This window comes from Solibacillus sp. FSL R7-0668 (genome assembly GCF_038006205.1).
Classification (GTDB): domain Bacteria; phylum Bacillota; class Bacilli; order Bacillales_A; family Planococcaceae; genus Solibacillus.
Genome location: NZ_JBBOUU010000001.1, coordinates 3,248,951 through 3,274,567 on the forward strand (window position 1 = coordinate 3,248,951; position 25,617 = coordinate 3,274,567).

Sequence of the window (25,617 nt, forward strand, 5' to 3'; positions counted from 1 at the left end):
TTAATAAAACAATAAGAATTTCTATTTCATGCATAAATTTTGTTATTAAAAACATATTTTCAGTTCAAAATCATCCTTTGATATGCGAAATATAACGCCAGCGAATCAAGAAGAAATAGACGATTTGAATGATTGTAAAGCATGTAAATGAAAATACAACTTCTTTTACAATCGATAAATCCATGACATCATTTAATACCATTTGTACGACATAAAATGCGAATGCGCTATGCACAAGGGCTAATCCCCATGGCAAGAAAAATTGAATGACTAAATTTCGAGTGACCAGTCGCTTCATTTCTTTATCTGTTAACCCAATTCGCTTTAATGTATTAAATTGATTTTTCTCTCGATCTAGGTTGGCATAAATTTTAAAATACACAAAACTACCTGAAGCCAGTAAAAATACTGCAACGACCAAAATGCCAACAAGTGTCAATAATGCATAGGTAGCTAATATATAAGAATAATTTAACCCTGCATTTTCAAAATAAAATGGCAAGGAGTACTTCTCATTCAACACATATTCCCTTGCCACCATTTGCTGAATACCTAATCCTACCAATTTGGTTTCTGTCCAGTTCGGTATATCAAACGTAAACAAATGGTAACCAGGCTCAACATCTGGCGCGCGTTCGAATCGATTTGCTAGCTTTTCAAAATCTTCGTCACTAATAATAATGGAATTGCTACTAATCATCGCTGACGGGAAAAACATTTTTGGGTAGACGCTATTAATCGTTAACTTTACATCATTTTCCTTTAGCGTTGTATGAACAACCGTTTCGCGCAGCTCTTTTATGGAGTCTTCCGAATACGGAATGAACATCGCCTCGCCACTTTTTAAATTTACTAGCGGGTATTTATATGAAAACAACAAATGATTAATGTCTGTTTCTCGAAAAACCTCTACTGGATTTGATGTAAAAGTAGACGTTTGACGCACAACTGAAAAGCGCGTCATATGATAGCTAATACCATTGGTTTCTAAATCTTCTATTACCGAAAGCACATGCTCGACTTCATAAGGATTATCAATTTCCCCTTTATAAATAATGCCAATGGGATTGATTTTGTCATATTGTGATGTGTAGGATGACATCGCTGACAGCACACCTACCGTCAAAAATGCCAAGGTCGAAACAAGCGTTACAATAAAAAACATGCGCGAATTAACACGTAGTACTTGTACTTGATCAGCAATCGATAACATATGCGAGCGCTTCCAGTACACATGCTTGCGTCGCTTAATCAGGTCAATAATAAGCAAGGTCGTATCCGAAAAGAAATAATACGTACCAAACGTCACAAAAAACGGAATCAGTAAGGTGTAGGAAAATAGAGATGATTTTGTAGTTAACAGCGCCAAGCTATAACCAACGACAATGAGTACAATCCCTAATATGCCATTGCGCTTTGAATACGTTTGGTTAATTTCAATCGATTGCTGCCCCCGAATCAAATCGCGAATCCTCAAATCTGGAATAAACATCATACTAATCGTTGAAATTACCACGAATGCGCTTACATATACAAAAAAGGTAAGCACAAAAGGCTCCCAAGAAATGTACAAAGGCAATGCCGATAAATTCAAAATTTCGCGTACGATCATAAAGAAAAACTTTGAAAAGGCAAAACCAAATACAATGCCCGATAAACAGGAAAACAGCCCGATTGTCATCGTTTCAATGAAAATTAACTTTCCAAGCTGATGACGATCCATGCCGAGCTGTAGTAATATTGCAAATTCCTTCGTCCGCGCTTCTAAAAAGGCTCGCAACGAATAATAAATAAAAAACCATGAAAATAACACGAGAATGATTTCTGCAAAAATCATGCCCGCAATCGATACTTCTCCTAAAAATCCACTTTCAATTTCAGGGTGAAACATAAGCATCGAGTAAATAAAAAATACAAACACACTAAAAAAACTGGCCATAAAAAACGCTGCATAATTACGGAAGTTACGGAAAACGTTACGGTAAGCGAATTGAAGAAAAGTCACCGACATGTCCCCCTAATAAGCTTAGTACATTTAAAATGCGTTGAAAAAACGTTTGACGACGGTCATCTGTATAGATTTCATTGAAAAATTCACCATCTTTAATGAAAATGACACGGTCACAATAGCTAGCAGCAATCGGATCATGCGTGACCATTAATATCGTCGTTTTGTTTTCTTTATTCATTTTACCAAGGAGCTCTAACACTTCACGTGATGCATTCGAATCTAAATTTCCCGTAGGCTCATCCGCTAGCACGAGCATCGGTTCATGAATCAGTGCACGTGCAATCGCTGTTCGCTGCGCCTGCCCACCTGATATTTCATCGGGACGCTTATCAAGAATTTGCGTTAAATCGAGCTTGTCACTTAAATAAGCTAATCGTTCCTCCATCACGGCAATTGGCTGTTCATCCAGCGTTAACGGCAAAATAATGTTTTCTTCTACCGTTAGCGTCGGCAATAGGTTGAATTCTTGAAAGACAAATCCTAGCTGTCTACGGCGAAAATAAGCCAGCTCCTCACTCGTAAATTTTTGTGGCTTCATTCCATCAAAAATAACATCGCCTGAAGTAGGAACATCAATCATCGACACCACGTTCATCAGTGTTGTTTTTCCACTACCTGAGGGTCCCATGATTGCAACAAATTCACCCTTTTCCACTTCAAAGCTTAGCTGATTGAGTGCACGCTTTGTTACTTTGCCCTCATAAACTTTCGTCACTTCATGTATTTGTAAAATCGACATAGTTACTCCCTCATACTTAAACTTTCATTTCTACTTCCAGTACCCAAGGCAGTACAACTTCGAAGCTAATTTCAATAATTGAACCCATCATAAAGATAGGAACCGTTTCCATTTCAGATGTTAATGAAAAGCAATGCTCATCTACTACAATATCCCACGCATCCAGCTCGCCCTCAATGATTTCACCAATAATATGATACTTGCCTGAATACATGATGGCTGTATTACCGTTGACATGATGACTTTCTAGTTGACTTGGCTTCGCTAGATCAATGCCTAATTTTTCGGCAAACTCCAGTACAACAGGACTCATATGCACTTCACATGCTTTTACAAAATTACGACACTCATCACCCACACATCGGTAGCTATTGTATTCAAAGGCCATTTTCGTATTTTCCATATCTATCGCTAATAGCCAATCTTCTATTTGTATCATCGTGTTCCTCCTAAGATTGAAAAATTACTTCGATTTGAGTTCCTTTGTCTACTTCTGATGTGATCACGAGTTGATGTCCGAGCTTATCACAAATTTCCTTGGCGATATATAAGCCCATCCCAGTAGATTCTCCTGTTTTGCGTCCATTTTCACCTGTATAAAAAGCCTTTGTTACACGTGAGATGTCGGCCTTTGGAATGCCTATCCCCTCATCACGAATCATTAGGTGAATTTGGTGTTCTATTTTTTTAGCCGAAATATAGATTTTTTTATTGGGCTCAAATGTATATTTCACAGCATTTGTGATGAATTGCTCTAAAAAAAAGCGCAGCCATTTCAAATCACTCATCACGACAATCGCCTCGTCCACATCCACTTCAGGAAATACACGATTCGCGATAAATAATCGCTTATTGTCATTGACTGCTGTCATCACGGCTGATTTTAAAGGGATTTGCACAATTTGCATATCATCCGAAAAATTTTCGAGCCTCGCATGCATAAGCACCATTTCGAGCCCGCGCTTTAATCGCTCGACTTCCTCTTGCACGCTCTTTTTGTCTAGTTCTTCCTCCTGCTGTAATAGTAGCTCCAAAATGGATACAGGGGTTTTCATTTGATGGACCCATTGATTCATAAATTTATACTGCCTTGATTGAATGGCGTATAAGGTTTGTACTTCGTGTTGGTAGATTTTATAGAGCTCTGATAAATACTGCTCTGTAATCGCATACTCCGTCGTTTTGGCATTTTTATGTAGCGCATCTTCCATCGTTGTCGGTAGCTCCAAAATCTTGGATAAATAGCGTCTACGTAGCATATAGCGCACCACTAAAAACGATGTAATTAATAGCACACTAATGGCAATTGCATAAATAGCCGTATTGATATTTCGTAAGCCCTCAAGCCAAAATAATGCCAGTAAAAAAGCTGTTAATGCCACTTGAAACAAAATATAGGAAATATGCTCTTTTAAAAATAACTTCACAGCCATTACATTTCCTCCGCGCTTAACACGAAGCGATATCCAGCACCACGCACAGTTTCAATGCTTGATTGGATGCCATAATCCGCTAGCTTTTTGCGCACGCGTGTCATATTGACATTCAATGTATTTTCATCCACAAATGCCTGATCATCCCATAGTTCTTCTAGCAGTTGATCACGCGACACTACTTTTGGTGCCTGTCCCATTAACAAGCCAAGGATGATGCATTCCTTTTTTTGTAGCGGTACAATTAACTCCTTCAACTGTAAATCCATACGTTCTAAATAAAGTGTCAGCTGTCCTTGAGCAACGGTGCGCTCTTCTTGACGTGCTGAATATTCACCATATGTACGACGTAGATGACTGCGAATTTTTGCGAGTACAATTTCATAGTTAAACGGCTTCGTAATAAAATCATCGCCACCATTTTCAAGCGCAAAGATTTGGTCCATTTCTCCTGAACGTGCCGAAATAAAAATAATTGGACATTTTGTATAGGAGCGTAATTTACGACACCAATAATAGCCGTCGTATAATGGTAAATTTATATCTAACAAAATCATATGAGGTGCAAACGCCATGCATTGTTCAACTAATGTTTCAAAGTCAGAAACAGTTTCCACATCATATTGATACTTTCGTAGTGTATCTGCCAATAATGAGGCGATTTTCGGATCATCTTCAACAATAAAAATTCGATGCTTTTCCATCACCTATGCCTCCTTTATTTTCCAAAAAAATCTATTCAGTTCCTTCTATCTATTGTAACAAAAAAACAGAGCACTAGAAAATACCAGCACCCTGTTTTAATGATTTGACATTTTGAATTAATAAATTAGCTGTAAGAAATCCTCTTCTGTAATACCGCCGAAGTATGTTGGAATATCCATGTCTTTTAACACTTCTGCGATTGCCGTACGGTCATACTTTGTACCGATTAAACGCTGTGCTACTTCCTCCACATCACCAACGCCGAAGAAATCACCGAAAATCGTTACGTCTTCAATAATCCCTTTATTCACTTCAAGACGAATATCAATGCTGCCTGATGGGAAGCGCTTTGTTTTTTGAATGTTGAATCGTGGTGATTTCCCGTAATTCCACTCCCAAAGTTGATAACGATTTTTTGAAATTTCATGGATGTTTGTCCAATCCTCTTCCGTTAATTCATAATATTGAATATTTTCTTCTCCACCAAAGATCGATTTTAAAATCTCCATACGGAACTCCTCGACCGTAATTTTTTCTGGCAAGAAATCAATAATATTTGCAACACGCGAGCGAACCGATTTAATCCCTTTTGATTCGATTTTGTCCTGCTTTACTTTTAAGGAATTCACTACCGCATCAATATCTAAATCAAACATTAATGTCCCGTGGCTAAACATGCGTCCACGAGTAGAGTATTGCGCATTACCAGACACTTTTTTGCCTTCTGCTAAAATATCATTACGACCTGATAATTCAGAGTTTACACCTAATTTTGCAAGCGCATCTACAACTGGCTGTGTGAATTTTTTGTAGTTACTAAAGCTGTTGCCGTCATCCTTCGTTAAGAAGCTGAAGTTTAAGTTGTTGAGATCATGGTATACCGCGCCACCACCTGAAAGACGACGAACGACTAAAACATTATTGGCTTCTACGTAGTCTGTGTTAATTTCCTCAATCGTGTTTTGGTTTTTGCCAATGATAATTGAAGGCTGATTGATGTAGAACAGTAAAAAGTCATCCTTTTCGATATCCATGTTTTTTAGTACATATTCTTCGATTGCTAAGTTAATTCGTGGATCTGTAATTCCTTTATTGTCGATAAAATACAAGCCGATCACTCCTTCACAAATTGTCCATAATTATTTTAACTTAAATTTCACGTTTTGTGTTGACGAATTGCAACTGTTATAATACACTATAAAATATAAACAGAAGTAATATAACAGAAACTTAAAGGAGGCACACACAATGTTAGAAAACGTAGTGGAATTTTTCAAAAATTTACCAGATAAAGTTTGCGTATCATGCGGTGACAAAATTGAAGAACAAAGCGAATGCTACAGCAACAATTGTGATAAATGCAACTCACTTTAATTCTTTATTCACTGTTTAACTAGACTTAAAATACCTTCATCTTAGACCAAGATGAACCTATAACGCTTACTTCAAGCCATAAGCTCGCTCAAAGCTTATGGCTTTTTTCTGCATAAAAAAGCGCATGGACCAAATGCCATGCACTTATTTTTTATCCCGCATTAAGGGACAGTAAGAAGATACCACTGTCCCTAAAAGCCCGATTGGTGATGCTAATGCTCGGTCAAACCCCACCGAGCAAAGATTCACTTTATCCCGCATTAAGGGACAGTAAGAAGATACCACTGTCCCTAAAAGCCCGATTGGTGATGCTAATGCTCGGTCATAACCCCACCGAGCTAAAGGTTCACCTTATCCTTATGCTTCTGTATGATGTTTTGAATAGCGTTTTTTGTGTACTAATGCGAAATAACCGAATGTAACGACTAAACATAACAGCATCACTGTAGCTAGTAATGACCAATTGAACATTAAGAATGTTGTATCACCTGTTGAAATAGCTGCCTTGAAGCCTTGAACAGAGAATGTCATCGGTAAAATTTTATTAAAGAATTGTAATTGTTCTGGTACTAATTCGATTGGGAATGTACCTGCACTTGTTGTTAATTGAAGAATTAACACAATAATGGCGATAAAGCGGCCAGGGTCACCGAATAATGACACAAGCATTTGAACAATTGCAAGGAATGTAAAGCTTGTTAAAATCGTTGTGAAAATAAACTGTGGCATGTTCCCTACTTCAAGTCCTAATCCCCACACGACAATCGCTACTGTTAATAAGGATTGTACAATACCAACACCCATTAATACAGATACTTTACTAATAAACCAACTTGCTCCTGTTTTTGGAATAATCGCTGGTTCCACAAGTGGGAAGACAATGGAAATTAATAATGCCCCGACAAATAACCCTAATGAAATAAAGTATGGTGCAAAACCTGTACCATAGTTTGGTACGTGGTTGACAGATTCTTTTTCAACTTCCACTGGTGCACCGACCATATCGTACGTATCTTCAGTTGGATGTACGTCTGCTTTTTCACTAGCTTCTGTCAATTTATCGGTTAATGTCGTTGTACCATCTGTTAGCTCTTTGGTACCTTCGACTAATGTAGTAGAGCCTTGCGCTAACTCACCAGATTTTTCTGCCAGTAAGCTTGTGCCGTCATTTAATTTGTTAGAGCCCTCTACTAAAGTATTTAACCCTTGTGCTAATGATTGTGCTCCTGCTTCAGCACTTGCTGCACCTGTGCTTAATTCAAGTAGCTTATCCGCAATTGTAGCGTTACCTGCTGCAAGGGAAGCGGCACCATCTGTAAGCTGGGCTGAATTTTGCTGTAATTGACCTACCCCTTCACTTACTTGCTGTTGACCCGCATTTAATTTTTCAGCACCCGCGCTAATCGCAGCGATTTTATCGTCTAAGCCATTTGTTCCAACATGTAATTGACTTAAACCACCGCTTACTTGTTTCGTGCCTTCTTGTAATTGCGCCAATGCTGTTGTTAACGCTGCTTGCTTTTCTTCTGGTAGCATCGGAATAATCGCTTCTAGCTGTGCTGCTAGTTGCTCCATGCCCGCAGATACATTGGCTGATCCATCGGCTAATGCTTTTACCTTGTCATCAATACCTGCTGTACCTTGTGTTAATAACGCTAAATTTTCCGTTAAATTTGCCTGACCAGCTGTTAATTCTGTTTGACCATTTGCGACTTGAGCAACCCCATTTGTGTAGCTTTCAATACCTTGCTGTAAGCTATTTGCACCTTCTGCGGCTGTTTGTGCTCCGTCTGATAATTGTTTACTGCCATCTGCAATTTTGGCTACACCTGTTGCTAATTCACTCGCCCCTGTTGCAGCTGTTTTTGCACCCTCTGCTAATGTATCTGTACCAGCTGATAATTCAACTGAGCTTGAAGCTAATTGCTCTAAATAGCCTTTCAATTCATCGGCACCGTCTGCTAATTTTTTGGCACCTTCATCTAATTTTCCAGCGCCATCCGCTGCTTCCACAAAACCATCACCAAGCTGGGTAATCGAATCAAATAATTTTTCAGCATAGGTAGTAGACACTTGTTTATTAACTTCTGCTTTAATGCGATCCATCGCTGTTTCACCAATTTGCGCACTTAAAAAGTTGAAGCCCTCATTCGGGATATAATCAATCACTAATTTTTGTGGCTGATCGTCCAATAATGTTGTCACATGCTCAGAAAAATTTTCTGGGATTTTAATTAAAATATAATATTTTTGATTTAATAATTGTTGATTGGCATCTGCTGCATCGATTTCTTCAAATTGAAATTGCTTACTTTCAACGAGCTTATCCACTAAGGTTTGACCAAGCTCCATCGATTCCCCGTCCATGGTAGTCCCTTTGTCTTCATTGACAATTGCTACGGGCATGCTATCTAAATTTGCGTATGGATCCCAAAACGCCCATAAAAACATACCACTATACATGACAGGCACGAAAAGTACCGCAATTACAGAAATCAGCATTTTTCTCGTTTTGAAAATTTTCAGCCATTCTGCTTTTATCACACTATTTCCTCCTTGTTAAAACTAATTGACCATAAACGTCACTCGGTCATTTCACTGTAAAAAGAAACCCACCTCACATGGAAGTGAATGCTACTTTTTCTTTGCTAAACCACGAAAAATGGTTTCACTAAATAAGGCCAAAATCTCTTGTTCGTTAAGTGGCTCATGATGTGTCAACTGCCAATCTACAATAAACGCTAAATACGATTTAAACAATAAATAGGCTACATGCTCTGCATTACAATCAATGATTTCATCTTTTGCAATCCCATTTCGAATACGCATGGACACATATGAAATAATCTCTGCCTCGATTTTTAAAAGCATTTGCTGTACTTCTGGTGTACGAAGTGCTTTTTCTTCTTCAATCAATTTGGCAAATAGCATATGCCGCTCACGGAATTGAAGCATTTTCATTAAGGCTGTATGCGCATTTTGAATAAAGCTCGCATTCGTATCGATGAGTTGATCGGTTTCATGCTTCATTTCATTAATTAAATGAAAGACCACCTCTTGAAATAGTTCTTCCTTATTTGAAAAAAACGTATAAATCGTTCCTTTACCGACATTAGCGATTTTTGCCACCTGCTCTATCGTCGTTGCTTTATAACCAAATAATGAAAACGATTTTGTAGCTGCATGTAAAATTTCATATCGACGATCCATAAATCCACCTCCTCTAAACAAAAGTGACCAGAAAACCACTTTGGTCATCTGGTCATTATTATACACCGCTCATTTCATTTTGCAACTATTAATGATTATGATCTTCTTCTTTTTCTTCGTCTTTATGCTCTGAATCCTCCATTGTATCGGAGCTTGTATCTTCTAACACCTTGCTCATATCCGGTTTCCCTACAACAAGCTTTTGCTTTGGCATGACATGCATTCCTCGCGCTGTAGTATGAGCATACATATAGTAAACCCCGTCATAATCGAATGTATAGTCCACCGCGTATAAACCATCTGACGTTAATTCCCCAAATAGCATTTCTCCTTGGTCACGTAGGCCGGATTCCCATACTTCGAATTTTACTTCATCCGCATCATCTACGGCCTCTCCATTTTGTGTAATGCGGGCTGCTAATTGAATTGGTTCACCAGCGGATACTAATTCGGCTGTTTGAATATCCACCTCAACAATTGCCGGTGCCTCGGTATTGGCATCTGTTTGAAGTTGTTGTTCATCTCCACAGCCAAATAATAAAAACGGTACTGCAACCATACTATACATCCATTTTTTCATCCTGATTCCTCCATTAATGGTAGTGTTATCATTACATTTGTCCCTTGTTCAACTTTGCTTTCAATTTTTAACGATCCGTTATGCTGTTGAATGATTTGTTCTACGATTGACAGCCCTAATCCACTGCCTCCATCCATTCGACTACGTGCCTTATTCACACGATAAAAGCGCTCCGTTACATGAGGTACATCTTCCTCGGGGATACCAATTCCAAAATCCTGTATTGTAATGACTGCCTCTTTGTCTAATTGAGACGTTGTCATGATAATTTGTGCATGCTCATGTGAATAACGAATTGCATTTTCGATAACATTAATCCATACCTGCTTTAGCTTTTGTTCATCACCTATGACAATCAATTCTTCATCAAAATTTTGCTTGATTTGAATCTGCTTGTTCATCGCTTGCTGGCTTACTAAGCAAATCGCATCACGTAAGCTTTCCGCCAAGACAAGCGGATCATATTCACTCACCGTCATTTCGTCTTTTCGTGCGAGCTGCATGAACTCATTCGTTAAACGTTCCATACGCGCAGCTTCTTTTGCAATAATTTGAACGGCCTCTTCCTTTTGCTGCGCATCCACTAGTCCATTTTGAATGGCTTCACTATAGCCTTTGACATAGCTAATTGGTGTACGTAGTTCATGCGATACGGTAGCTAAAAAGGATTTTTGTGCTTCATCCTCTCGTTGAATTGCTGCTGCCATCTGGTTAAATGCAGCTGACAGGCTTCCGATTTCATCTTTGGATGTCACTTCCACTCTCGTTTCATAATGTCCCTTTGTCATTTTGCCTACCGCTCGCTGCAATTTCGCAAGTGGCTGCAAAATTTTGCCCATACCATAATAAACAAAAAATGCCGCCACTAATAAAAACATTACAGCACCCGTTACAAGTAAAATGACTTCTTGCTGAGCAAGCTCAGAAATTTTAGCAAGTGGGTAATACACATAAATAATACCCTCTAAACGATTTTGATCGGTAAATGGTAAAATAACAGAAATGATTTGACGCTCAAAACGTTCCTCATAGCCTATTTTCGTAACGGCCTTACCCTGCAGCAGCTGCTGACGTTCATCGACCCCAATTAAGGCATCATAATCAATATCAAACGGAACACAGGCACTAAGCTCACGTGGGTTACGTACCGCAAAAATTTCGAGATTGGAATAAGCCGCATACGCATCAATTTCAGCGATCAGCTCATCCGTTACTTTGCCACCTGTGTATTTGGTTTGCAGCTTTTCCCCTACTTCAATCATGGTAGTCTTTGTATCTTCTACATAGAGCTGCTCATATAAAAAGTTTGTAAATATATACATAAATACTACGGTAGCACTTAAAAATAACACGATGAGCAACCAAATTTTCGATGAAAGCTTTTTCATAAGACCTTTTCAAAGCGATAGCCTACACCCCATACCGTTTGAATATAGTCGCTTGCTTCCTTTGATTTTTTTCCTAATTTAATACGTAATGTTTTAATATGTGTATCGACTGTGCGCGTGCCACCAGAATAATTCAAATCCCAAATATGCTCCAGCAGCTGTTCGCGTGAATAGACATTATTTGGATGCTTCATAAATAAATAGAGCAGTTCAAACTCCTTTAAAGTCAACATAATCAATTCATCCTCGATAAAAACTTTACGCGAAATTTCATCTAATTTAATGACCCCATGCTGGATAATCTGAACTTCCGGCTCTTGAATGAGTCCACCTGAGCGGCGCAACACCGCATAAATCCGTGCAACTAATTCCTCTGCCGTAAAGGGCTTTACAATATAGTCATCGCCACCAATCATCAGTCCCTTTACTTTATCGTCCTTCGCATCCCGCGCCGTTAAAAAGATAATAGGCACCTTGTCCATCGTCATGGCATGGATGGCTTGACACACCTCAAAGCCATCTTCACCTGGCATCATGACATCTAATAACACTAAGTCAATGGCCTGTCGACTAATTATTTGATAAGCCTCTGCCCCATTTTCAGCGTGAATCGTTTGGAAGCCTGAGTTTACTAATACTAAATCAATGAGCTGACGCATATCGATTTCATCATCTACAATTAAGATTGTCGTCATTAAGGTCTCTCCCTTACGAATAACTGAAATGCACCTTTTCCGGTAGCGATTTTTCTTATAATTTGTGCTTGTTCCATCACATACAGTGTTTGATCATCATAGCCCGCTACCACTAATTGATCATTAAAATAAGCGACTGTAAACGGGTTCGCTGCAACCTCTTGCTGCCAATGTATCTTTCCATCTAATGACATACTATAAATCGTATTTGAGCCGTGACTCGCAATAACGATTTCTTGGTCCTGCTGGATTAATGTGACCGGCATCATTGGTACTGCAACTTCACTTTTCAGTTCGCCTGTCGTCAAATCCATTATTTGCACCATCTCATTTGGCTTACTTCCTTGTCCGTGTCCACCAAGCCAAAGCTCGTTTGTCTGTTCTACTACGAGCACACCTTGAGCAGAGCTTGCAATCTTCCATTCATCGATTGCTTGAAAGGTTGTTGTATCAATAACAGAAAGGACTGTATCTTTATAGTTCACTACATAGAGTAGCTTTTCATGTAACGCCATCGACATCGGATAATTGCCTAGCTTGATGCTTTGCTGTACTTCGCCGATGACGGAATAGCTTGTTAATTCATTAGTCTTGCTATTGGTTATATAAATGGTCTGTGCTTGTTCATCATAAAGTGCATTAGTCGTACCAATACCTGTTTTCAACTTCGCGATTTGCTTCCCTGTTGAAAGCTCATAGAGTTCGGCTTCATCTAGTTGGTGACCATATAGTAATATAGCATTTGTTCCAACTAATATTGCACCGGTATAAGCCTTTTCTAAATGCCAGGTTGCTAGTAGCTCATAGCCTTCATCATAAAATGTAATGGTTGGCTCTAAAATATTCATGGAGGCTAAAAAGCTTTGCTGCTCATCAATTGCATCAAAGGCCTCGTCATTACATCCAGCTAAAGCGAGCAGGCAGCCTACTAATAATAGCGCTTTTATCAATTTCATGGCGTACACACCTCACTTTCAAGCCTACTAAATATTTGTGAAATTTGCATGAAATGAAAAGGATAATTTTGTGAAATTTGTATACAAAAAAAGCTAGGTTAAAAGTACATGCTTTTAATCCAGCTTTTTCTTTCTATTTGAATGGCAAGGTACATCTCTCAATTTGCTTGTGAAAGTTGTGAGATAATTTGCTCGGCCGTTTCCATTCCTTGTGTTACACAATCTGGAATACTAATGCCTTCATAGGAGCTGCCCGTCAAATAGACATTGGGAAATTCCTTGTAAAATTGTGCTTTCAATAGCTGCACACGCTCTGCATGACCAATGGTATATTGTGGCATCGCTTCTTTCCAGCGCGCGACTACCATTAATGAGGGCCTCTCATTTAAGCCAATTGCCTTTTTTAAATCCTGCAGCACAATTTTTTCGATTTCACTATCCGATAATTCTACAATCGATTCATCCCCGACACGTCCAATATAGACACGTAGTAGCTCATGTCCTTCAGGTGCTACATGGTCAAATTTACGATCGCTCCAGGTGCATGTTGTAATCGCAAAATCACTATTACGAGACACAAAGAAATTGATAGCATCGTTATACTTTTGCATTACTTCTTTATCAAAAGCGAGTGTCACGGTTGCTATCGTTGCATAATTCATTGTCTCCATGCTTTGAAGTGTTTCTGAATCTCGGAATATTTTTTTGGCAACATTAAAAGGTGTCGTCACCACGACTTGATCTGCTTGAATGGACGTCCCATCATTTAAAAAGAGCTGCTGTGTGGAATCTGCGCTATTTTCAATTGTATCCACTTTTAGACCTTTTAATATTGTAACATTTGTTAGTGCAGCCTCCAAAGACTCCACCATCGTTTCTAAACCACCATCGAATGATTCATAATGGATTTCACCAGGTGCATCGAATAATGCATAAATGCCTCGGCCTGTCTTTTTCATTCCGATTAATAGACTTCCGTAATCTTTCTCTAACTGGTAAAACTGCGGGAACATAGATTGCATACTAACATGATCGACATCACCAGCATACGTACCTGCTAATACAGGTTCAACAAGGTTTTCGACCAATTCCTTACCAAAGCGACGGCGGAAAAAATCACTAATTGGTTCGTCCGCCTCATGTGGTAGTTTTGGTAAAAGCAAATCACCCGCTGCACGAATTTTACCACTTAAAGAAAGAAAATTCGAAGTCAACATAGACAGGATTTTAGGTGACCCTCCTAGCAATAAATTACTTGGGATTTGGTGAAGTTTGTTGCCGATTGCGATAAATGTTCGACCGTTATTATTTTGTATAATTTTATGTTCGATTTTTAAATCACGCGCTAAACTATGTACACTATTACGTGTATCAAAAAACGATTCAGGGCCACGCTCAATAATGTAGCCATTTTTACGAACAGTGTGAATTTTTCCACCTAAACGTAAAGACGATTCAATTAACACAATCTCAAGTGGTATATTGTACGTCATCGATTTTTGCTGTAAATAGTATGCCGTCGTTAAGCCCGTAATTCCACCGCCAACGATTACAATCTTTCTCCTTTTTAAGGTCACCATCATCATCACTCTCTATATTATTTCGCTAATTTTTTTGCAATTGCATCGACCATTGCATCAATAAATAACGGATGCGTATTTGGCATTGTTGGTCGATAATAGTTAGCGCCAATTTCATCACAGACTACTTTACATTCAATATCATTATCATAAAGCACCTCTAAGTGTTCTGTTACGAAGCCAACAGGTGTATAAATGAATGATTTATAGCCTTTTTGTTCAAATAATTCTTTTGTTAAATCTTGTACGTCTGGCCCTAACCATGGCTCTGGTGTTTTACCAGCTGATTGCCAGCCGATTTCAACGTTTTCAATATTAGAAGCCGCTTCGATTAAACGCGCCGTTTCGATTAGCTGTTCTTCATATGGGTCACCTGCTAATTTAATCTTTTCAGGTAATGAGTGATTTGACACGATTAAGCACGCAGTTTTGCGCTCTTCTTCTGTCATTTTCGCTAATTCTCCATTTACTGCTTGCTTCCAGAACTCAATGAATTTTGGCTCGTCATACCATGCTTCAACCGAAGTGATATTTAAAGTGCCACCTAATTTTTCGGCTGCTTCTTTTGCACGACCGTTGTAAGATTTAATCGAGAATGTTGAGAAATGTGGGGCAAGTACGATTGATACAGCTTCCGTAATTCCTTCGTTTACCATAGCTTCCACTGCATCCTCTACGAATGGCTCGATATGCTTTAAGCCGATAAATAATTTATATTCTACCTCGTCTTGTACTTCATTTAAGCGTGCACAAAGAGCTTCAGCCTGTGCTTTTGTCATTTTTGCTAGTGGCGAAATCCCACCAATTGCACGGTAACGCTCTGTTAAGTCATCAATATGCTCCTGTGATGGCTTGCGACCATGACGAATATGTGTGTAATAACGTTCGATATCTTCTTCTTTATATGGTGTGCCATATGCCATGACTAATAAACCACGTACTTGTTTCATGTTTAATCACCTCAAATTATTTTATCCCGCATTAAGGGACAGTAAGCAAACCATTTTTACCTTGAAATCGTTAATAGATGGTTAAATGCATAATTTACTGTCCCTAAAAGCCCGATTTATGAAAGCTCATTCTCGGTGGAAGATACGAACCTCCCATCGATCAAAAATTCCCCTTATCCGCGCTTGGTAATTTGTTCATGACTATACTCATGAACGAAAGTCGTTAAACGTTTTAATACAGCTGGCTCTACTTCTGGGAATACTCCGTGACCTAAGTTGAAAATATGACCACCCTTATGTGCTAAGCCTTGGTCAACAATCTCTTTAGCACGTGCTTCAATAACAGACCAATCTGCTAATAATAAGGTCGGATCTAAGTTCCCTTGCACTGCTTTTGTGACACCGCGTGCCTCAGCTTCATGAATCGGTAAACGCCAGTCTAATCCGACAACATCGATTGGTAGCTCATGCCATTCATTGACTAAATGAGATGCACCCACTCCAAATTGAATTAACGGTACATTAAGTGCACGTAATTCGCCAAAAATGCGTGTCATAATAGGCTTGATGAAAATACGGTAATCTTCGACATTTAATGCGCCAACCCAAGAATCAAAAATTTGGATGGCCTTTGCACCAGCTTCTACTTGTGCTGTAATATCTGCAATAATCATGTCTGCAAGCTTGTCCATTAATTTAAACCAAGCTTGTGGCTGTGATACCATAAAGGATTTTGTCTTCGCGTAGTTACGACTTGGACCACCTTCAATCATATAGCTAGCTAATGTAAAAGGTGCGCCTCCAAAACCGATTAATGGCACATTTAATTGCTCTTGCGTTAACATTTTGATTGTTTCAAGTACAAAGGGTGTATGCTCTTTCGCATTGAACTCGCCTAGCTTGTCAACATCTGCAGCCGAGCGAATCGGGTTAGAAATGACTGGCCCTACACCTGCTTTAATTTTTACATCAATTCCAATTCCAGGTAGTGGTGTTACAATGTCTTTATAAAGAATTGCCGCATCCACATTATATTGTTCAACCGGTAAACGTGTAACATACGCACATAATTCCGGCTGCATTGTAATTTGTTCTAATGAATATTTTTCTTTAATTTCTCGATACTCAGGCTGCGAACGTCCTGCCTGGCGCATAAACCAAACCGGCGTATGCTCTACTTGTTCACCACGAGCTGCACGTAATAATGTATCATTAAATTTCGTCATGTTTGATTATACTCCTTATCAAATATAATTTTTTGATTTTGCCAATCATTAAAAACGTCATTGATATCCATTATCGACTATAAACTTTTCCTATAAATTTGTATAGATTTCTTAAGTAAATGTCATAAATTTGCCCCTTCTCAACACTGAACTTTTTGACAAAAGGCTTGAACAGCTTTATAAATGGAAATAATAGAATAAAGGAGGTCTATATCTATGAATTTTTATGTAACATCTGGTACACCAGATTATATGGAGAAGTTAATCGAAAAAAACGCGCAGCAACCTTTAATTTTGCTTCACGGTAATGGGAATTCAGTCGTTTTACATGAAAGCGATAAAAAATCCATTTTTGCCGTCCCAAGAAAATTCGAGGTGATTGGTCAAAAAGGACAGTTTGAACAAAAGGGCTATTTCACATTTTACAATATGCCTATTATGTCAGATGAGCGCCATGTTTTCGAGAAAAAAGCACTCGATCTCATTTCACTACTGAACTCAAACGACGCTGTCATCGCCTATCGCTTATTACGTCCTATAAAGGAAGAAACGTATTTGTTCATCATTCAATGGGGTGGACCAGCATCCTATGAAGTTTGGAAAAATAGCCCCATCTATATCGAGCAATTTGCACCTATTTTTGAGGGCAAATCAGCCGCTCTTCAATCGATGTTCAACGCTTCTTCCTATATTACGACATATAGCGCACCACCTAAAGAATAATGCTTAGATAAAATTTATCGAATAAAATGAATCATTCCTTTTCATAAAGCTGCGGTCGTTAGGTTTTAACTCGCAGCTTTTGTATTGATTCATACACAATTCAGATGGAGGAGATTATGTTAGCTAACCAATTACATATATTTATCGCCTTTTTTCGTTCTGGGATTTTAGGTTTTGGTGGAGGTCCTACAACAATTCCACTCGTACATAAAGAAGTCGTCAAAACATACGGTTGGATGACAGATGAAGAATTTGCAGATGTGATATCAATCGGGAATACATTACCAGGACCTATCGCGACTAAAATGGCGGGCTATATTGGCTACCGAGTTGGTGGTTGGCTTGGTCTTATCACTGCCCTCGTTGCAACCGTTTTCCCAACTTTATTACTCATCATTTTATTATTGGATACATTAAAGTATTTTCAGGATTCAAAATTTGTTAATGGCATGACCAATGGCGTTATTCCAATTGTGGCTGTGATGATGGGTGTGTTAACTTATGATTTTATAAAAAAATCGAAGACTTCCCTAGGTATCAAAATAGCGACCCTTATTTTTAGCGTAAGCTTTATCGCCATTATTCTATTAAATATTCATCCGGGCATTGTTATTTTCATATTATTAGTGCTTGCCTTAGCATTGCCGGTTAAAGGTGGTCAAGAATCATGACTTACTTCCATTTATTTATCGCCTTTTTCTTTCCGAATATTTTAGCTTACGGTGGCGGCCCTTCTGCAATTCCATTAATTGAGCATGAAGTCGTGGATAAATATGAGTGGCTCTCTAAAACCGAATTTAGTGAATTGCTAGCTCTTGCCAATTCATTACCCGGACCTATTGCGACAAAAATGGCAGGCTATATTGGCTATGAAGTGGCCGGGATTTTAGGAAGCACAGTTGCCTTATTTGCAACAATCGCACCATCACTAGCATTGATGCTGCTCTTGCTTAATCTATTGTATAAGCATCGTAACTCACCGCGTGTAAAACGCTTATCAAGCTTTGTTTTACCTGCCATCGCCGTACTCATGCTGTCATTAACAGTTGATTTTTTACAAACATCCTACGAGCAAATTAATTGGATTCCGACATTATTACTTGTTATCGCGAGCTATCTTGCATTAGAAAAGATGAAAATTCACCCGGCATTCGTGATTTTAGCGGGGCTTATCATAGGCGGCTTATTTTTATAGTAAATAATGGTAGCACCCCACCGATATAACTATTAAGTATGTTAGATGGAGGGAAGCAATATGCGTATTGGAGGCTGGAGCAGTGCTGGACTGGCAATCTATAATAACTATAATCGTCAGTATAATGCGATGAATAAAGCGCTGTATCGTATTTCTACAGGCTACCGGATTAATAGTGCTGCTGACGATGCGGCAGGACTCGCCATTTCTGAAAAAATGCGCGCACAAATCCGTGGCTTAAATATGGCAGGTAAAAATATTCAAGATGGTATTTCGCTCATTCAAACAGCTGAAGGCGCCTTAAATGAAACACATGCCATCATTCAACGTATGCGTGAGCTGTCTGTACAGGCGAGCAACGATACATTAACTGATGATGATCGCAAGCTGCTCGATATTGAATTCCAAGAGCTAAAAAAGGAAATTACCCGCATCTCTACCGATACAGAATTCAATACCCGTACATTATTAAATGGGGATTATAAGGATAACGGATTAAAAATTCAGGTCGGTGCTAATAGCGGACAAAATATGGAAGTATTAATTGGGGAAGTAAGTAGCTTCTCTTTAGGCTTGGATACTTTGTCCATTTCTACAAGAGACGATGCCGAAAAATCACTTAGCCAATTAGACAAATCATTAAGTCAAACATCGATGGAGCGCGCTCGCTTAGGTGCCTATCAAAATCGATTAGAGCATGCCTATAATGTGACGATGAACACCTCTGAAAATTTAACAGCTGCTGAATCTCGCATTCGTGATGCAGATATCGCAAAGGAAATGATGAATTTCACTAAGGCCAGCATTTTAATGCAGGCTACACAATATGCGATGCGACTGCATATGCAACAGGCATTTTCAATATTAGACTTACTAAACTCTGGCTTAACGCCGAAAAAAAGATGGGGCTAGCGAATTCGCTAAAACCCCATCTTTTATTTTGACATCCGTAATGTTACCTCACTCACAACAATCATAACGATTGGAATGATATAGAATTGTGGCTGCATGACCGCGCATAGCATCACGATGATTGCTTGTACAACGCTTAATTGACGCAGTAATTTCGCCACCGCCTGCTTTCTTGTATCGCGCGCAATTGGGTAGAGCATGTCCATGCGGAACTCCCCGGCATTCATAAGCGCATATTTCAATTGCAATGTCGTCGCAAAGGCCATTGCCGCCACAACAACCCATGTCACAAATGGAATGGAAATAAATAGCGCAATCCCCCCTGCAATAGCCGTTAAACGCACCCATAAATAAAAATGGTCATCCGTACGAATAAATGTGCGATACACTAAATAAGCCTGTGTATTGTCCTTTTTGAAAGCAATCGTTTTATACGCAGCATCTAACCATGCACGACGCTTGACCGAGCCTTTTAAATGCGGTACATCCGTAAAATAATTGGCAAAGCGATAAAAGCCCATCATCCGATTTTGCTCTAGCTTAATGAAATGCTCATAAGGTACAGGATTATTCACCGTTTTCTTCATAAGTACGAAAATATAATACGCCAGCATGACTAAAAATACTGCAGCAATAAAGCCATCCGCTAATGACATCTGAATGCCTAAAATCGTTACAACCGCACGTACAAAACGATCCAGCAGCACCGCGTTGCCACGATTAACAAAACGATAATAAAATTCCGCACGCACATTCAGCCATTTTAAAATCGCAACAAATAATACGGTCAGCCAAATAGATAGTACCGACAAATCCGTCACCGCTTTAAGCAGTGGAATCGAAACAATAAATAACACTACGGGCACAAGCACTTGCGACCAAAACGTCCAATTCATTGCCTTTTTAAAGTAGCCCATCATCTGACTTTCAAGCGGAAGGAGGTACACTTGGTCTGGCTCACGTAATAAGGTTACCGGGCGACTAAATGCCACGATTCCCCCAACAAGCACCGCAATCAGCCACTCTGCTGGAAAATCTCGCGCTACCACTTTTAACCACTCACTATATTGATAGCCCCCTGCCCCAACAATAAAGACAAGCACAATCGCAATATGACCAGTAAAGACGAAACGCATGTATTTCATCACTTCACCGATATAATGCTCAAAGCGCTTTGTCCAAACACTATGCATGTTGTTCATTGTCCTGCTCCTTCGTCATCGCAATGTACAAGTCATCTAATGTCGCAGTTGGCATGTTAAAGGCTTGTCGTAAATCAGCCATCGTTCCCTGTGCACGTACACGCCCCTCATGTAATAAAATAATGCGGTCACAATGCTTTTCCGCCGTCGATAAAATATGGGTCGACATTAAAATGGAAGCGCCCGCTCGTTTTTTTGCATCCATTTGATCGAGTAAGGATTGAATTCCAAGTGGGTCTAGCCCTACAAATGGTTCATCAATAATATACAAACTCGGATTCACTAAAAACGCGCACATAATCATGACCTTTTGGCGCATCCCTTTTGAGAAGTGTGACGGGAACCAGTTTAAGCGCTTTTCCATCCGAAATTCTTTTAATAGGCTTTCAGAACGTGCTGCTAATGTTTTTTCATCTAATCCATAGGCCATTGCTGTTAACTCTAAATGCTCTTTTAATGTCAATTCTTCATATAATACCGGTGTTTCAGGAATATACGAAAAACTTGAACGGTATTGATCCATATCCTCTTTTAACGTTACACCGTTTAGACGAATTTCACCTGTGCGCGGTAAAAGTGTTCCGATAATATGCTTAATCGTTGTACTTTTCCCTGCCCCATTTAGTCCAATCAAGCCAACAAGCTCACCTTTATTAATTTCAAATGATAGATCTTGAATTACAGGTTTTTTCGTATACCCACCTGTTACATTTTGTAGTTGTAAAATCGTCACCGTGGTCACTCCTTTTTCTAAATTTTAGTTTATCAAAAGCTTGTGAAGTTGAACACCGAATGTATCTATTTGATACAGACAAAACGGAATTTTTCCATTATATCCGGTAGTTTTCCATATTTTCTATGTTAGAATGAAAGAAAATATCACGAAAAAGGAGCGAATAAAAATGAGTGATTGCTTATTTTGCAAAATTATCGCGGGCGAAATTCCAAGCCTAAAAGTATATGAGGACGAGCATGTATATGCATTTATGGACATTATGCCCTTAACAAAAGGCCATACTTTATTAATTCCAAAAACACATTGCAAGGATCTTTTTGAAATGCCAGAGGATGTTGCACGCAATCTATATGCGGCTGCACCAAAAGTAGCGAATGCGATTAAAGCAGCATTCAATCCAGTAGGTATGAATACGATTAACAACAATGGTGCAGAAGCGGGTCAAACGGTGTTCCACTATCATTTGCATCTTGTACCACGCTACGATGAAACAGATGGCTTAAAAGTTGAATGGAACAGTCGTCAAGCAGAATTCCCTACGGAAGTACTTACAGAAATTTCAGCCCATATTAAAGCAAATCTATAATGATCGAGCGGTACAAAAAGCAAACACTTTTAGTACCGCTTTTTTCAAAATGAAGACCTTGAAGTTTACGATAATTACAAGATGGAAATAAGTGTATTCACAACACTTTTGAAAGGACGTTATTTAGATGAAAGCAAAATCATTTCTTTTAGGGTTAACAACTGGATTAGTAGGTGGTGCGATCGCTGTATTATTTTCAGCTCCACAATCAGGCGAACAGCTTCGCCAAAATATTGCACGAAACACAGCTAGAGCAAAATCAAAATTACAGGATGTACAAGTTGAAATGGATCATGTAAAACAATCTATCCTCACACTAAAATCCGAAGCACAGAATAATATGCCTAGTATAATAAATGAATTGAAGGATAATTTCACGACATTTAAAGCAGAAATCGAGCCAGAAGCAAAAATATTAAAACAAGAAATTGAGAATTTACAGAATTCTATTGATGAAATCGAGAAAATTATACCTCAAAGCAAAAATAACAAATAATGAATATCGGTTCATTCATAATACCTTTGAACTAACATACCCATAAAAAAACATCGATTTTAATCCAAAAATATCATTTTTTAGTAATTTTAAACCAACATTTAATTATTCGATTTTTCTAACTTTAAACTTTTTTCTTTTATTGCTATAATATTTTCAAAATGATAAATGAAAGAAGAAGGTGATTGCTTTGACAGAAGATTTATACTCACAACGAGAGGCTATGCTATTTAGCCAAAGAGTGGCTCAATTATCAAAAGCGCTATGGAAAGCTATCGAAAAAGATTGGCAGACTTGGATCAAGCCTTTTGATTTAAATATTAATGAGCATCATATTTTATGGATTTCGTACCACTTAAAAGGCGCCTCGATTTCAGATGTAGCTAAATTTGGCGTCATGCATGTATCTACTGCATTTAACTTTTCTAAAAAGTTAGAAGAACGTGGATTACTCACTTTCTCCAAGCGCGATGAAGATAAGCGTAATACATACGTAGAGCTAACACCAGCAGGCTCTGAGCTCATTTTGCGTATGTATGATCATTATCACGATACCGAACATACCATTTTACAAGGTGCGCTTCCTTTAAAAGAACTATATGGTCGCTTCCCTGAATTTTTAGATGTCATGGCAGTCATTCGTAACATTTACGGGGATGACTTTATCGAAATCTTTGAGCGCTCTTTTTATAACTTTAAAGAAACAATCGATGAATCAGGCAAAAAAATTACTACTGCACCTGCATCTTCATTATAATCAGCTTATTCACAAGAAATGTCCTCAACTAAAATTTGAAGACATTTCTTTTTTAGTGTATAAAAAAGTATAGGTATTCAAATAAAATACAGCATTACCACTTAAATTGTGCTGTATATTTCTATTTTCTTGAAAAAATATAGTATGGGGCTGTCTAGCATCAATCGGACATGCCTATATAGGAGGATATTTGTGCACTGTTGGAAAACCATTAACATCGAACGCGAGTACGGAACGACAAGACTTTATTTACTAGCAATCATCCTGTTCGTTCTCGTATTTTGCTTTTCATACATTGCGTTTAGCTTTAATTTCAAAGGGCAGCATATCGATCGCTACTTATGGTTAGTCTTTTTAATTGTACCGGTTATTTACCCCCTTCATAAATATTTACATTATGTCGCGCTATTTCATTACAAAAAATCGCTCGTTTTTCGCTTCAAAATTCAGTATCATTTCGTTCCCATTATTCATATGCGCTTGCAGCATGGCATTCCGAAATGGGCATATATTTTTGCGTTAATCACACCATTTATTGTACTGAACACGGTTTTTATTATTGGGGGCTTCCTTTTGCCTGAATTTGCGCATTATTTTAGTGTGCTGCTTGCTTACCATTGTGGTATTTGCTTAATGGACTTTTTGTATATCAAAAATTTAAAGTCTGCTCCAAACAATGCTATAATTGAGGAAACACCAAGAGGCTATGAAATTTTAGTACCGATTGATCTATAATTTTTTTGTTTAGAGGGGAGGAATAAATTTGTTACTTCTTATCGTCATCTTATTTTCAGTAATATACTTATTCCAAATTAATCGAATGACGGCTGCCTTATGTATGCGCCGTGAAATTCCAGAAGAAAAACAACCTAAAATTTTCCGCACTATAAATGTACTCATTACCATTTTATTAGTATCCATGTATGTAGAAGTATTGCTAGCCATTTAAAGATTACTGTTTTTGTTAATGTTGAAAGGAGGCGTCGAGAAAGAATTTTCCCGAACGCCTCCTTTTTCGTTATAGCCACTAGCACTCACCTATTGATTAGTAAAGAAACGCTGCACCAACGATAATTAATAAGATGAATAACACGACTAATAACGCAAAGCCAGAACCGTAACCGCCACCATTGTAGCCACCGCCGCCCATACACTCACCCCCTTTCTCCTTTTATCCTATGCACGCGTTTTTGTATAACTTAGGCAGTCTTGATATGCAACCATTTTGTTTTTAAAACGTTTATGTTATAGTAACTAGTGATTTAAAGTTCAGTTAGGAGCGTAATTTAAAATGAAAAAAACACTTTTAGCATTAACATTTGCTGCTTCTCTAGGCTTAGCAGCATGTAGTAATCCAGGGGATGAAGTAGTCGTTTCAACAAGTGTAGGCAACATCACGCAAGAAGAGTTTTATAAATCAATTAAAGAAATTGCCGGCGACCAACTTTTACAACAAGTGGTAATCGAAAAAATCTTAAACGACAAATATGAAGTAACAGACAAAGAGGTAGACGAAGAATTTGCTGCTGTTAAAGAGCAATACGGTGAAAGCTTCGATGCTGCACTTGCTCAAAGTAATTTAACAGAAGAAATGTTTAAAACAAACATCCGCTTCAGCTTATTACAACAAAAAGCAACAAACGATGTTGAAGTAACAGATGAAGAAATTCAAAAGTACTATGACCAAGCTTCTCAAGAACTAAATGCGCGTCACATCTTAGTTGAAGACGAGGCATTAGCGAAAGAATTAGTTGAAAAACTTAAAGCTGGCGAAGATTTCGCGAAATTAGCGAAAGAACATTCAGTAGACACAGGCTCTGCTGAAAAAGGCGGCGAATTAGGTTGGTTCACTGTTGGTACAATGGTTCAAGAATTCAACGATGCAGCGTATGAATTAGAAATTGATAAAATTAGCGAACCTGTAAAATCTGATTTTGGTTACCACATCATTCAAGTTTCAGAAAAGCGTGACGTAAAAGACTACGGTACACTTGAAGAGAAAAAAGAAGAAATTCGTGAATCTATCGCTGCTACAAAAGGCGACTGGAATACAAAAATGGCGGAGTTAATCAAAGAATCTAAAGTCGAAGTTAAAGACGAAGACCTAAAAGATGCTTTTGATGGTATGACTTCTACTGAAAAATAAATGGAACGTAAAAAATG

The 25,617-nt window shown here is 38.4% G+C and carries 29 protein-coding genes; 11 read left to right on the forward strand and 18 right to left on the reverse strand.

What is annotated here, in order from left to right:
* Positions 1 to 70: 70 nt before the first annotated feature.
* The 6 genes from MKX47_RS16190 to MKX47_RS16215 all read right to left on the reverse strand — a co-directional run bounded on the left by MKX47_RS16190 (position 71) and on the right by MKX47_RS16215 (position 5,997).
* On the reverse strand, positions 71 to 2,005 hold the full coding sequence (locus MKX47_RS16190; protein WP_340776242.1) for an ABC transporter permease: 1,935 nt from the start codon (positions 2,003 to 2,005) through the stop codon (positions 71 to 73).
* Positions 1,977 to 2,750, reverse strand: a complete 774-nt coding sequence (locus tag MKX47_RS16195) for an ABC transporter ATP-binding protein (RefSeq protein ID WP_340776245.1) — start codon at positions 2,748 to 2,750, stop codon at positions 1,977 to 1,979. The genes MKX47_RS16190 and MKX47_RS16195 overlap by 29 nt, the downstream gene beginning before the upstream one ends.
* A gap of 16 nt (positions 2,751 to 2,766) precedes the next feature.
* Entirely contained in the window at positions 2,767 to 3,189 is a 423-nt protein-coding gene (locus tag MKX47_RS16200) for a hypothetical protein (RefSeq protein WP_340776247.1), read from the reverse strand.
* A 10-nt stretch (positions 3,190 to 3,199) separates the two neighbouring features.
* Entirely contained in the window at positions 3,200 to 4,183 is a 984-nt protein-coding gene (locus MKX47_RS16205; RefSeq protein WP_340776250.1) for a sensor histidine kinase, read from the reverse strand.
* A complete protein-coding gene (locus MKX47_RS16210; RefSeq protein ID WP_340776252.1) occupies positions 4,183 to 4,887 on the reverse strand; it encodes a response regulator transcription factor in 705 nt (234 codons plus the stop codon). The genes MKX47_RS16205 and MKX47_RS16210 overlap by 1 nt, the downstream gene beginning before the upstream one ends.
* Before the next feature lie 117 nt (positions 4,888 to 5,004).
* Complete coding sequence (locus MKX47_RS16215) at positions 5,005 to 5,997, reverse strand: lipoate--protein ligase (protein WP_340776255.1); 993 nt, start codon at positions 5,995 to 5,997, stop codon at positions 5,005 to 5,007.
* A gap of 139 nt (positions 5,998 to 6,136) precedes the next feature.
* Here MKX47_RS16215 and yhfH point away from each other — a divergent pair, with 139 nt between their 5' ends.
* Positions 6,137 to 6,262, forward strand: coding sequence for a protein YhfH (gene yhfH / locus MKX47_RS16220; protein WP_340776260.1), 126 nt, complete (start codon positions 6,137 to 6,139; stop codon positions 6,260 to 6,262).
* 357 nt (positions 6,263 to 6,619) lie between these two features.
* Here yhfH and MKX47_RS16225 read toward each other — a convergent pair whose 3' ends face one another.
* The 9 genes from MKX47_RS16225 to hemE all read right to left on the reverse strand — a co-directional run bounded on the left by MKX47_RS16225 (position 6,620) and on the right by hemE (position 16,847).
* Complete coding sequence (locus MKX47_RS16225; protein WP_340776264.1) at positions 6,620 to 8,806, reverse strand: YhgE/Pip domain-containing protein; 2,187 nt, start codon at positions 8,804 to 8,806, stop codon at positions 6,620 to 6,622.
* Between the two features lie 90 nt (positions 8,807 to 8,896).
* Entirely contained in the window at positions 8,897 to 9,472 is a 576-nt protein-coding gene (locus tag MKX47_RS16230; RefSeq protein WP_340776266.1) for a TetR/AcrR family transcriptional regulator, read from the reverse strand.
* Between the two features lie 88 nt (positions 9,473 to 9,560).
* The gene (locus MKX47_RS16235) at positions 9,561 to 10,052 is read right to left on the reverse strand and encodes a FixH family protein (RefSeq protein ID WP_340776269.1); all 492 of its coding nucleotides are present in this window, start codon (positions 10,050 to 10,052) and stop codon (positions 9,561 to 9,563) included.
* The gene (locus MKX47_RS16240) at positions 10,049 to 11,440 is read right to left on the reverse strand and encodes a sensor histidine kinase (RefSeq protein ID WP_340776271.1); all 1,392 of its coding nucleotides are present in this window, start codon (positions 11,438 to 11,440) and stop codon (positions 10,049 to 10,051) included. The genes MKX47_RS16235 and MKX47_RS16240 overlap by 4 nt, the downstream gene beginning before the upstream one ends.
* A complete protein-coding gene (locus tag MKX47_RS16245; protein ID WP_340776273.1) occupies positions 11,437 to 12,135 on the reverse strand; it encodes a response regulator transcription factor in 699 nt (232 codons plus the stop codon). Before MKX47_RS16245 ends, MKX47_RS16240 begins: the two co-directional genes overlap by 4 nt.
* Complete coding sequence (locus MKX47_RS16250) at positions 12,135 to 13,091, reverse strand: YncE family protein (RefSeq protein ID WP_340776275.1); 957 nt, start codon at positions 13,089 to 13,091, stop codon at positions 12,135 to 12,137. Before MKX47_RS16250 ends, MKX47_RS16245 begins: the two co-directional genes overlap by 1 nt.
* A gap of 158 nt (positions 13,092 to 13,249) precedes the next feature.
* Complete coding sequence (gene hemG, locus MKX47_RS16255; RefSeq protein WP_340776278.1) at positions 13,250 to 14,671, reverse strand: protoporphyrinogen oxidase; 1,422 nt, start codon at positions 14,669 to 14,671, stop codon at positions 13,250 to 13,252.
* A 17-nt stretch (positions 14,672 to 14,688) separates the two neighbouring features.
* Positions 14,689 to 15,621 (reverse strand): ferrochelatase, encoded by a 933-nt coding sequence (gene hemH / locus MKX47_RS16260; protein ID WP_340776281.1) that lies wholly within the window; start codon positions 15,619 to 15,621, stop codon positions 14,689 to 14,691.
* Between the two features lie 173 nt (positions 15,622 to 15,794).
* Positions 15,795 to 16,847, reverse strand: coding sequence for a uroporphyrinogen decarboxylase (gene hemE, locus MKX47_RS16265; RefSeq protein ID WP_340776283.1), 1,053 nt, complete (start codon positions 16,845 to 16,847; stop codon positions 15,795 to 15,797).
* 216 nt (positions 16,848 to 17,063) lie between these two features.
* Here hemE and MKX47_RS16270 point away from each other — a divergent pair, with 216 nt between their 5' ends.
* From MKX47_RS16270 to MKX47_RS16285, 4 genes are all read left to right on the forward strand, one after another.
* Positions 17,064 to 17,570: a Target of RNAIII-activating protein gene (locus tag MKX47_RS16270; RefSeq protein WP_340776285.1), complete on the forward strand. Its 507-nt coding sequence runs from the start codon at positions 17,064 to 17,066 to the stop codon at positions 17,568 to 17,570.
* 116 nt (positions 17,571 to 17,686) lie between these two features.
* The gene (locus MKX47_RS16275) at positions 17,687 to 18,241 is read left to right on the forward strand and encodes a chromate transporter (protein WP_340776287.1); all 555 of its coding nucleotides are present in this window, start codon (positions 17,687 to 17,689) and stop codon (positions 18,239 to 18,241) included.
* A complete protein-coding gene (locus MKX47_RS16280; RefSeq protein ID WP_340776290.1) occupies positions 18,238 to 18,765 on the forward strand; it encodes a chromate transporter in 528 nt (175 codons plus the stop codon). Before MKX47_RS16275 ends, MKX47_RS16280 begins: the two co-directional genes overlap by 4 nt.
* 60 nt (positions 18,766 to 18,825) lie before the next feature.
* Positions 18,826 to 19,677 (forward strand): flagellin N-terminal helical domain-containing protein, encoded by an 852-nt coding sequence (locus MKX47_RS16285; protein WP_340776293.1) that lies wholly within the window; start codon positions 18,826 to 18,828, stop codon positions 19,675 to 19,677.
* Between the two features lie 23 nt (positions 19,678 to 19,700).
* Here MKX47_RS16285 and MKX47_RS16290 read toward each other — a convergent pair whose 3' ends face one another.
* Together MKX47_RS16290 and MKX47_RS16295 are read right to left on the reverse strand one after the other, a co-directional pair.
* Positions 19,701 to 20,879, reverse strand: a complete 1,179-nt coding sequence (locus MKX47_RS16290) for an ABC transporter permease (protein WP_340776295.1) — start codon at positions 20,877 to 20,879, stop codon at positions 19,701 to 19,703.
* Positions 20,863 to 21,612: an ABC transporter ATP-binding protein gene (locus tag MKX47_RS16295; protein ID WP_340776296.1), complete on the reverse strand. Its 750-nt coding sequence runs from the start codon at positions 21,610 to 21,612 to the stop codon at positions 20,863 to 20,865. The genes MKX47_RS16290 and MKX47_RS16295 overlap by 17 nt, the downstream gene beginning before the upstream one ends.
* Before the next feature lie 133 nt (positions 21,613 to 21,745).
* On the opposite strand from MKX47_RS16295, the gene MKX47_RS16300 reads away from it, so the two are divergent.
* The 5 genes from MKX47_RS16300 to MKX47_RS16320 all read left to right on the forward strand — a co-directional run bounded on the left by MKX47_RS16300 (position 21,746) and on the right by MKX47_RS16320 (position 24,403).
* A complete protein-coding gene (locus tag MKX47_RS16300) occupies positions 21,746 to 22,201 on the forward strand; it encodes an HIT family protein (RefSeq protein ID WP_340776297.1) in 456 nt (151 codons plus the stop codon).
* Positions 22,202 to 22,328: 127 nt separating this feature from the next.
* Positions 22,329 to 22,697 (forward strand): YtxH domain-containing protein, encoded by a 369-nt coding sequence (locus MKX47_RS16305; protein WP_340776299.1) that lies wholly within the window; start codon positions 22,329 to 22,331, stop codon positions 22,695 to 22,697.
* Positions 22,698 to 22,881: 184 nt separating this feature from the next.
* Entirely contained in the window at positions 22,882 to 23,454 is a 573-nt protein-coding gene (locus tag MKX47_RS16310; protein ID WP_340777853.1) for an HTH-type transcriptional regulator Hpr, read from the forward strand.
* Between the two features lie 192 nt (positions 23,455 to 23,646).
* Positions 23,647 to 24,189, forward strand: a complete 543-nt coding sequence (locus MKX47_RS16315; RefSeq protein ID WP_340776301.1) for a DUF3267 domain-containing protein — start codon at positions 23,647 to 23,649, stop codon at positions 24,187 to 24,189.
* Between the two features lie 28 nt (positions 24,190 to 24,217).
* The gene (locus MKX47_RS16320; protein WP_340776304.1) at positions 24,218 to 24,403 is read left to right on the forward strand and encodes a hypothetical protein; all 186 of its coding nucleotides are present in this window, start codon (positions 24,218 to 24,220) and stop codon (positions 24,401 to 24,403) included.
* Positions 24,404 to 24,499: 96 nt separating this feature from the next.
* Here MKX47_RS16320 and MKX47_RS16325 read toward each other — a convergent pair whose 3' ends face one another.
* Positions 24,500 to 24,604 (reverse strand): YjcZ family sporulation protein, encoded by a 105-nt coding sequence (locus MKX47_RS16325; protein WP_340776306.1) that lies wholly within the window; start codon positions 24,602 to 24,604, stop codon positions 24,500 to 24,502.
* A 141-nt stretch (positions 24,605 to 24,745) separates the two neighbouring features.
* Between MKX47_RS16325 and MKX47_RS16330 the strand changes: the two genes are divergently transcribed.
* Entirely contained in the window at positions 24,746 to 25,600 is an 855-nt protein-coding gene (locus MKX47_RS16330; RefSeq protein WP_340776309.1) for a peptidylprolyl isomerase, read from the forward strand.
* The last annotated feature ends 17 nt before the right edge of the window (positions 25,601 to 25,617 follow it).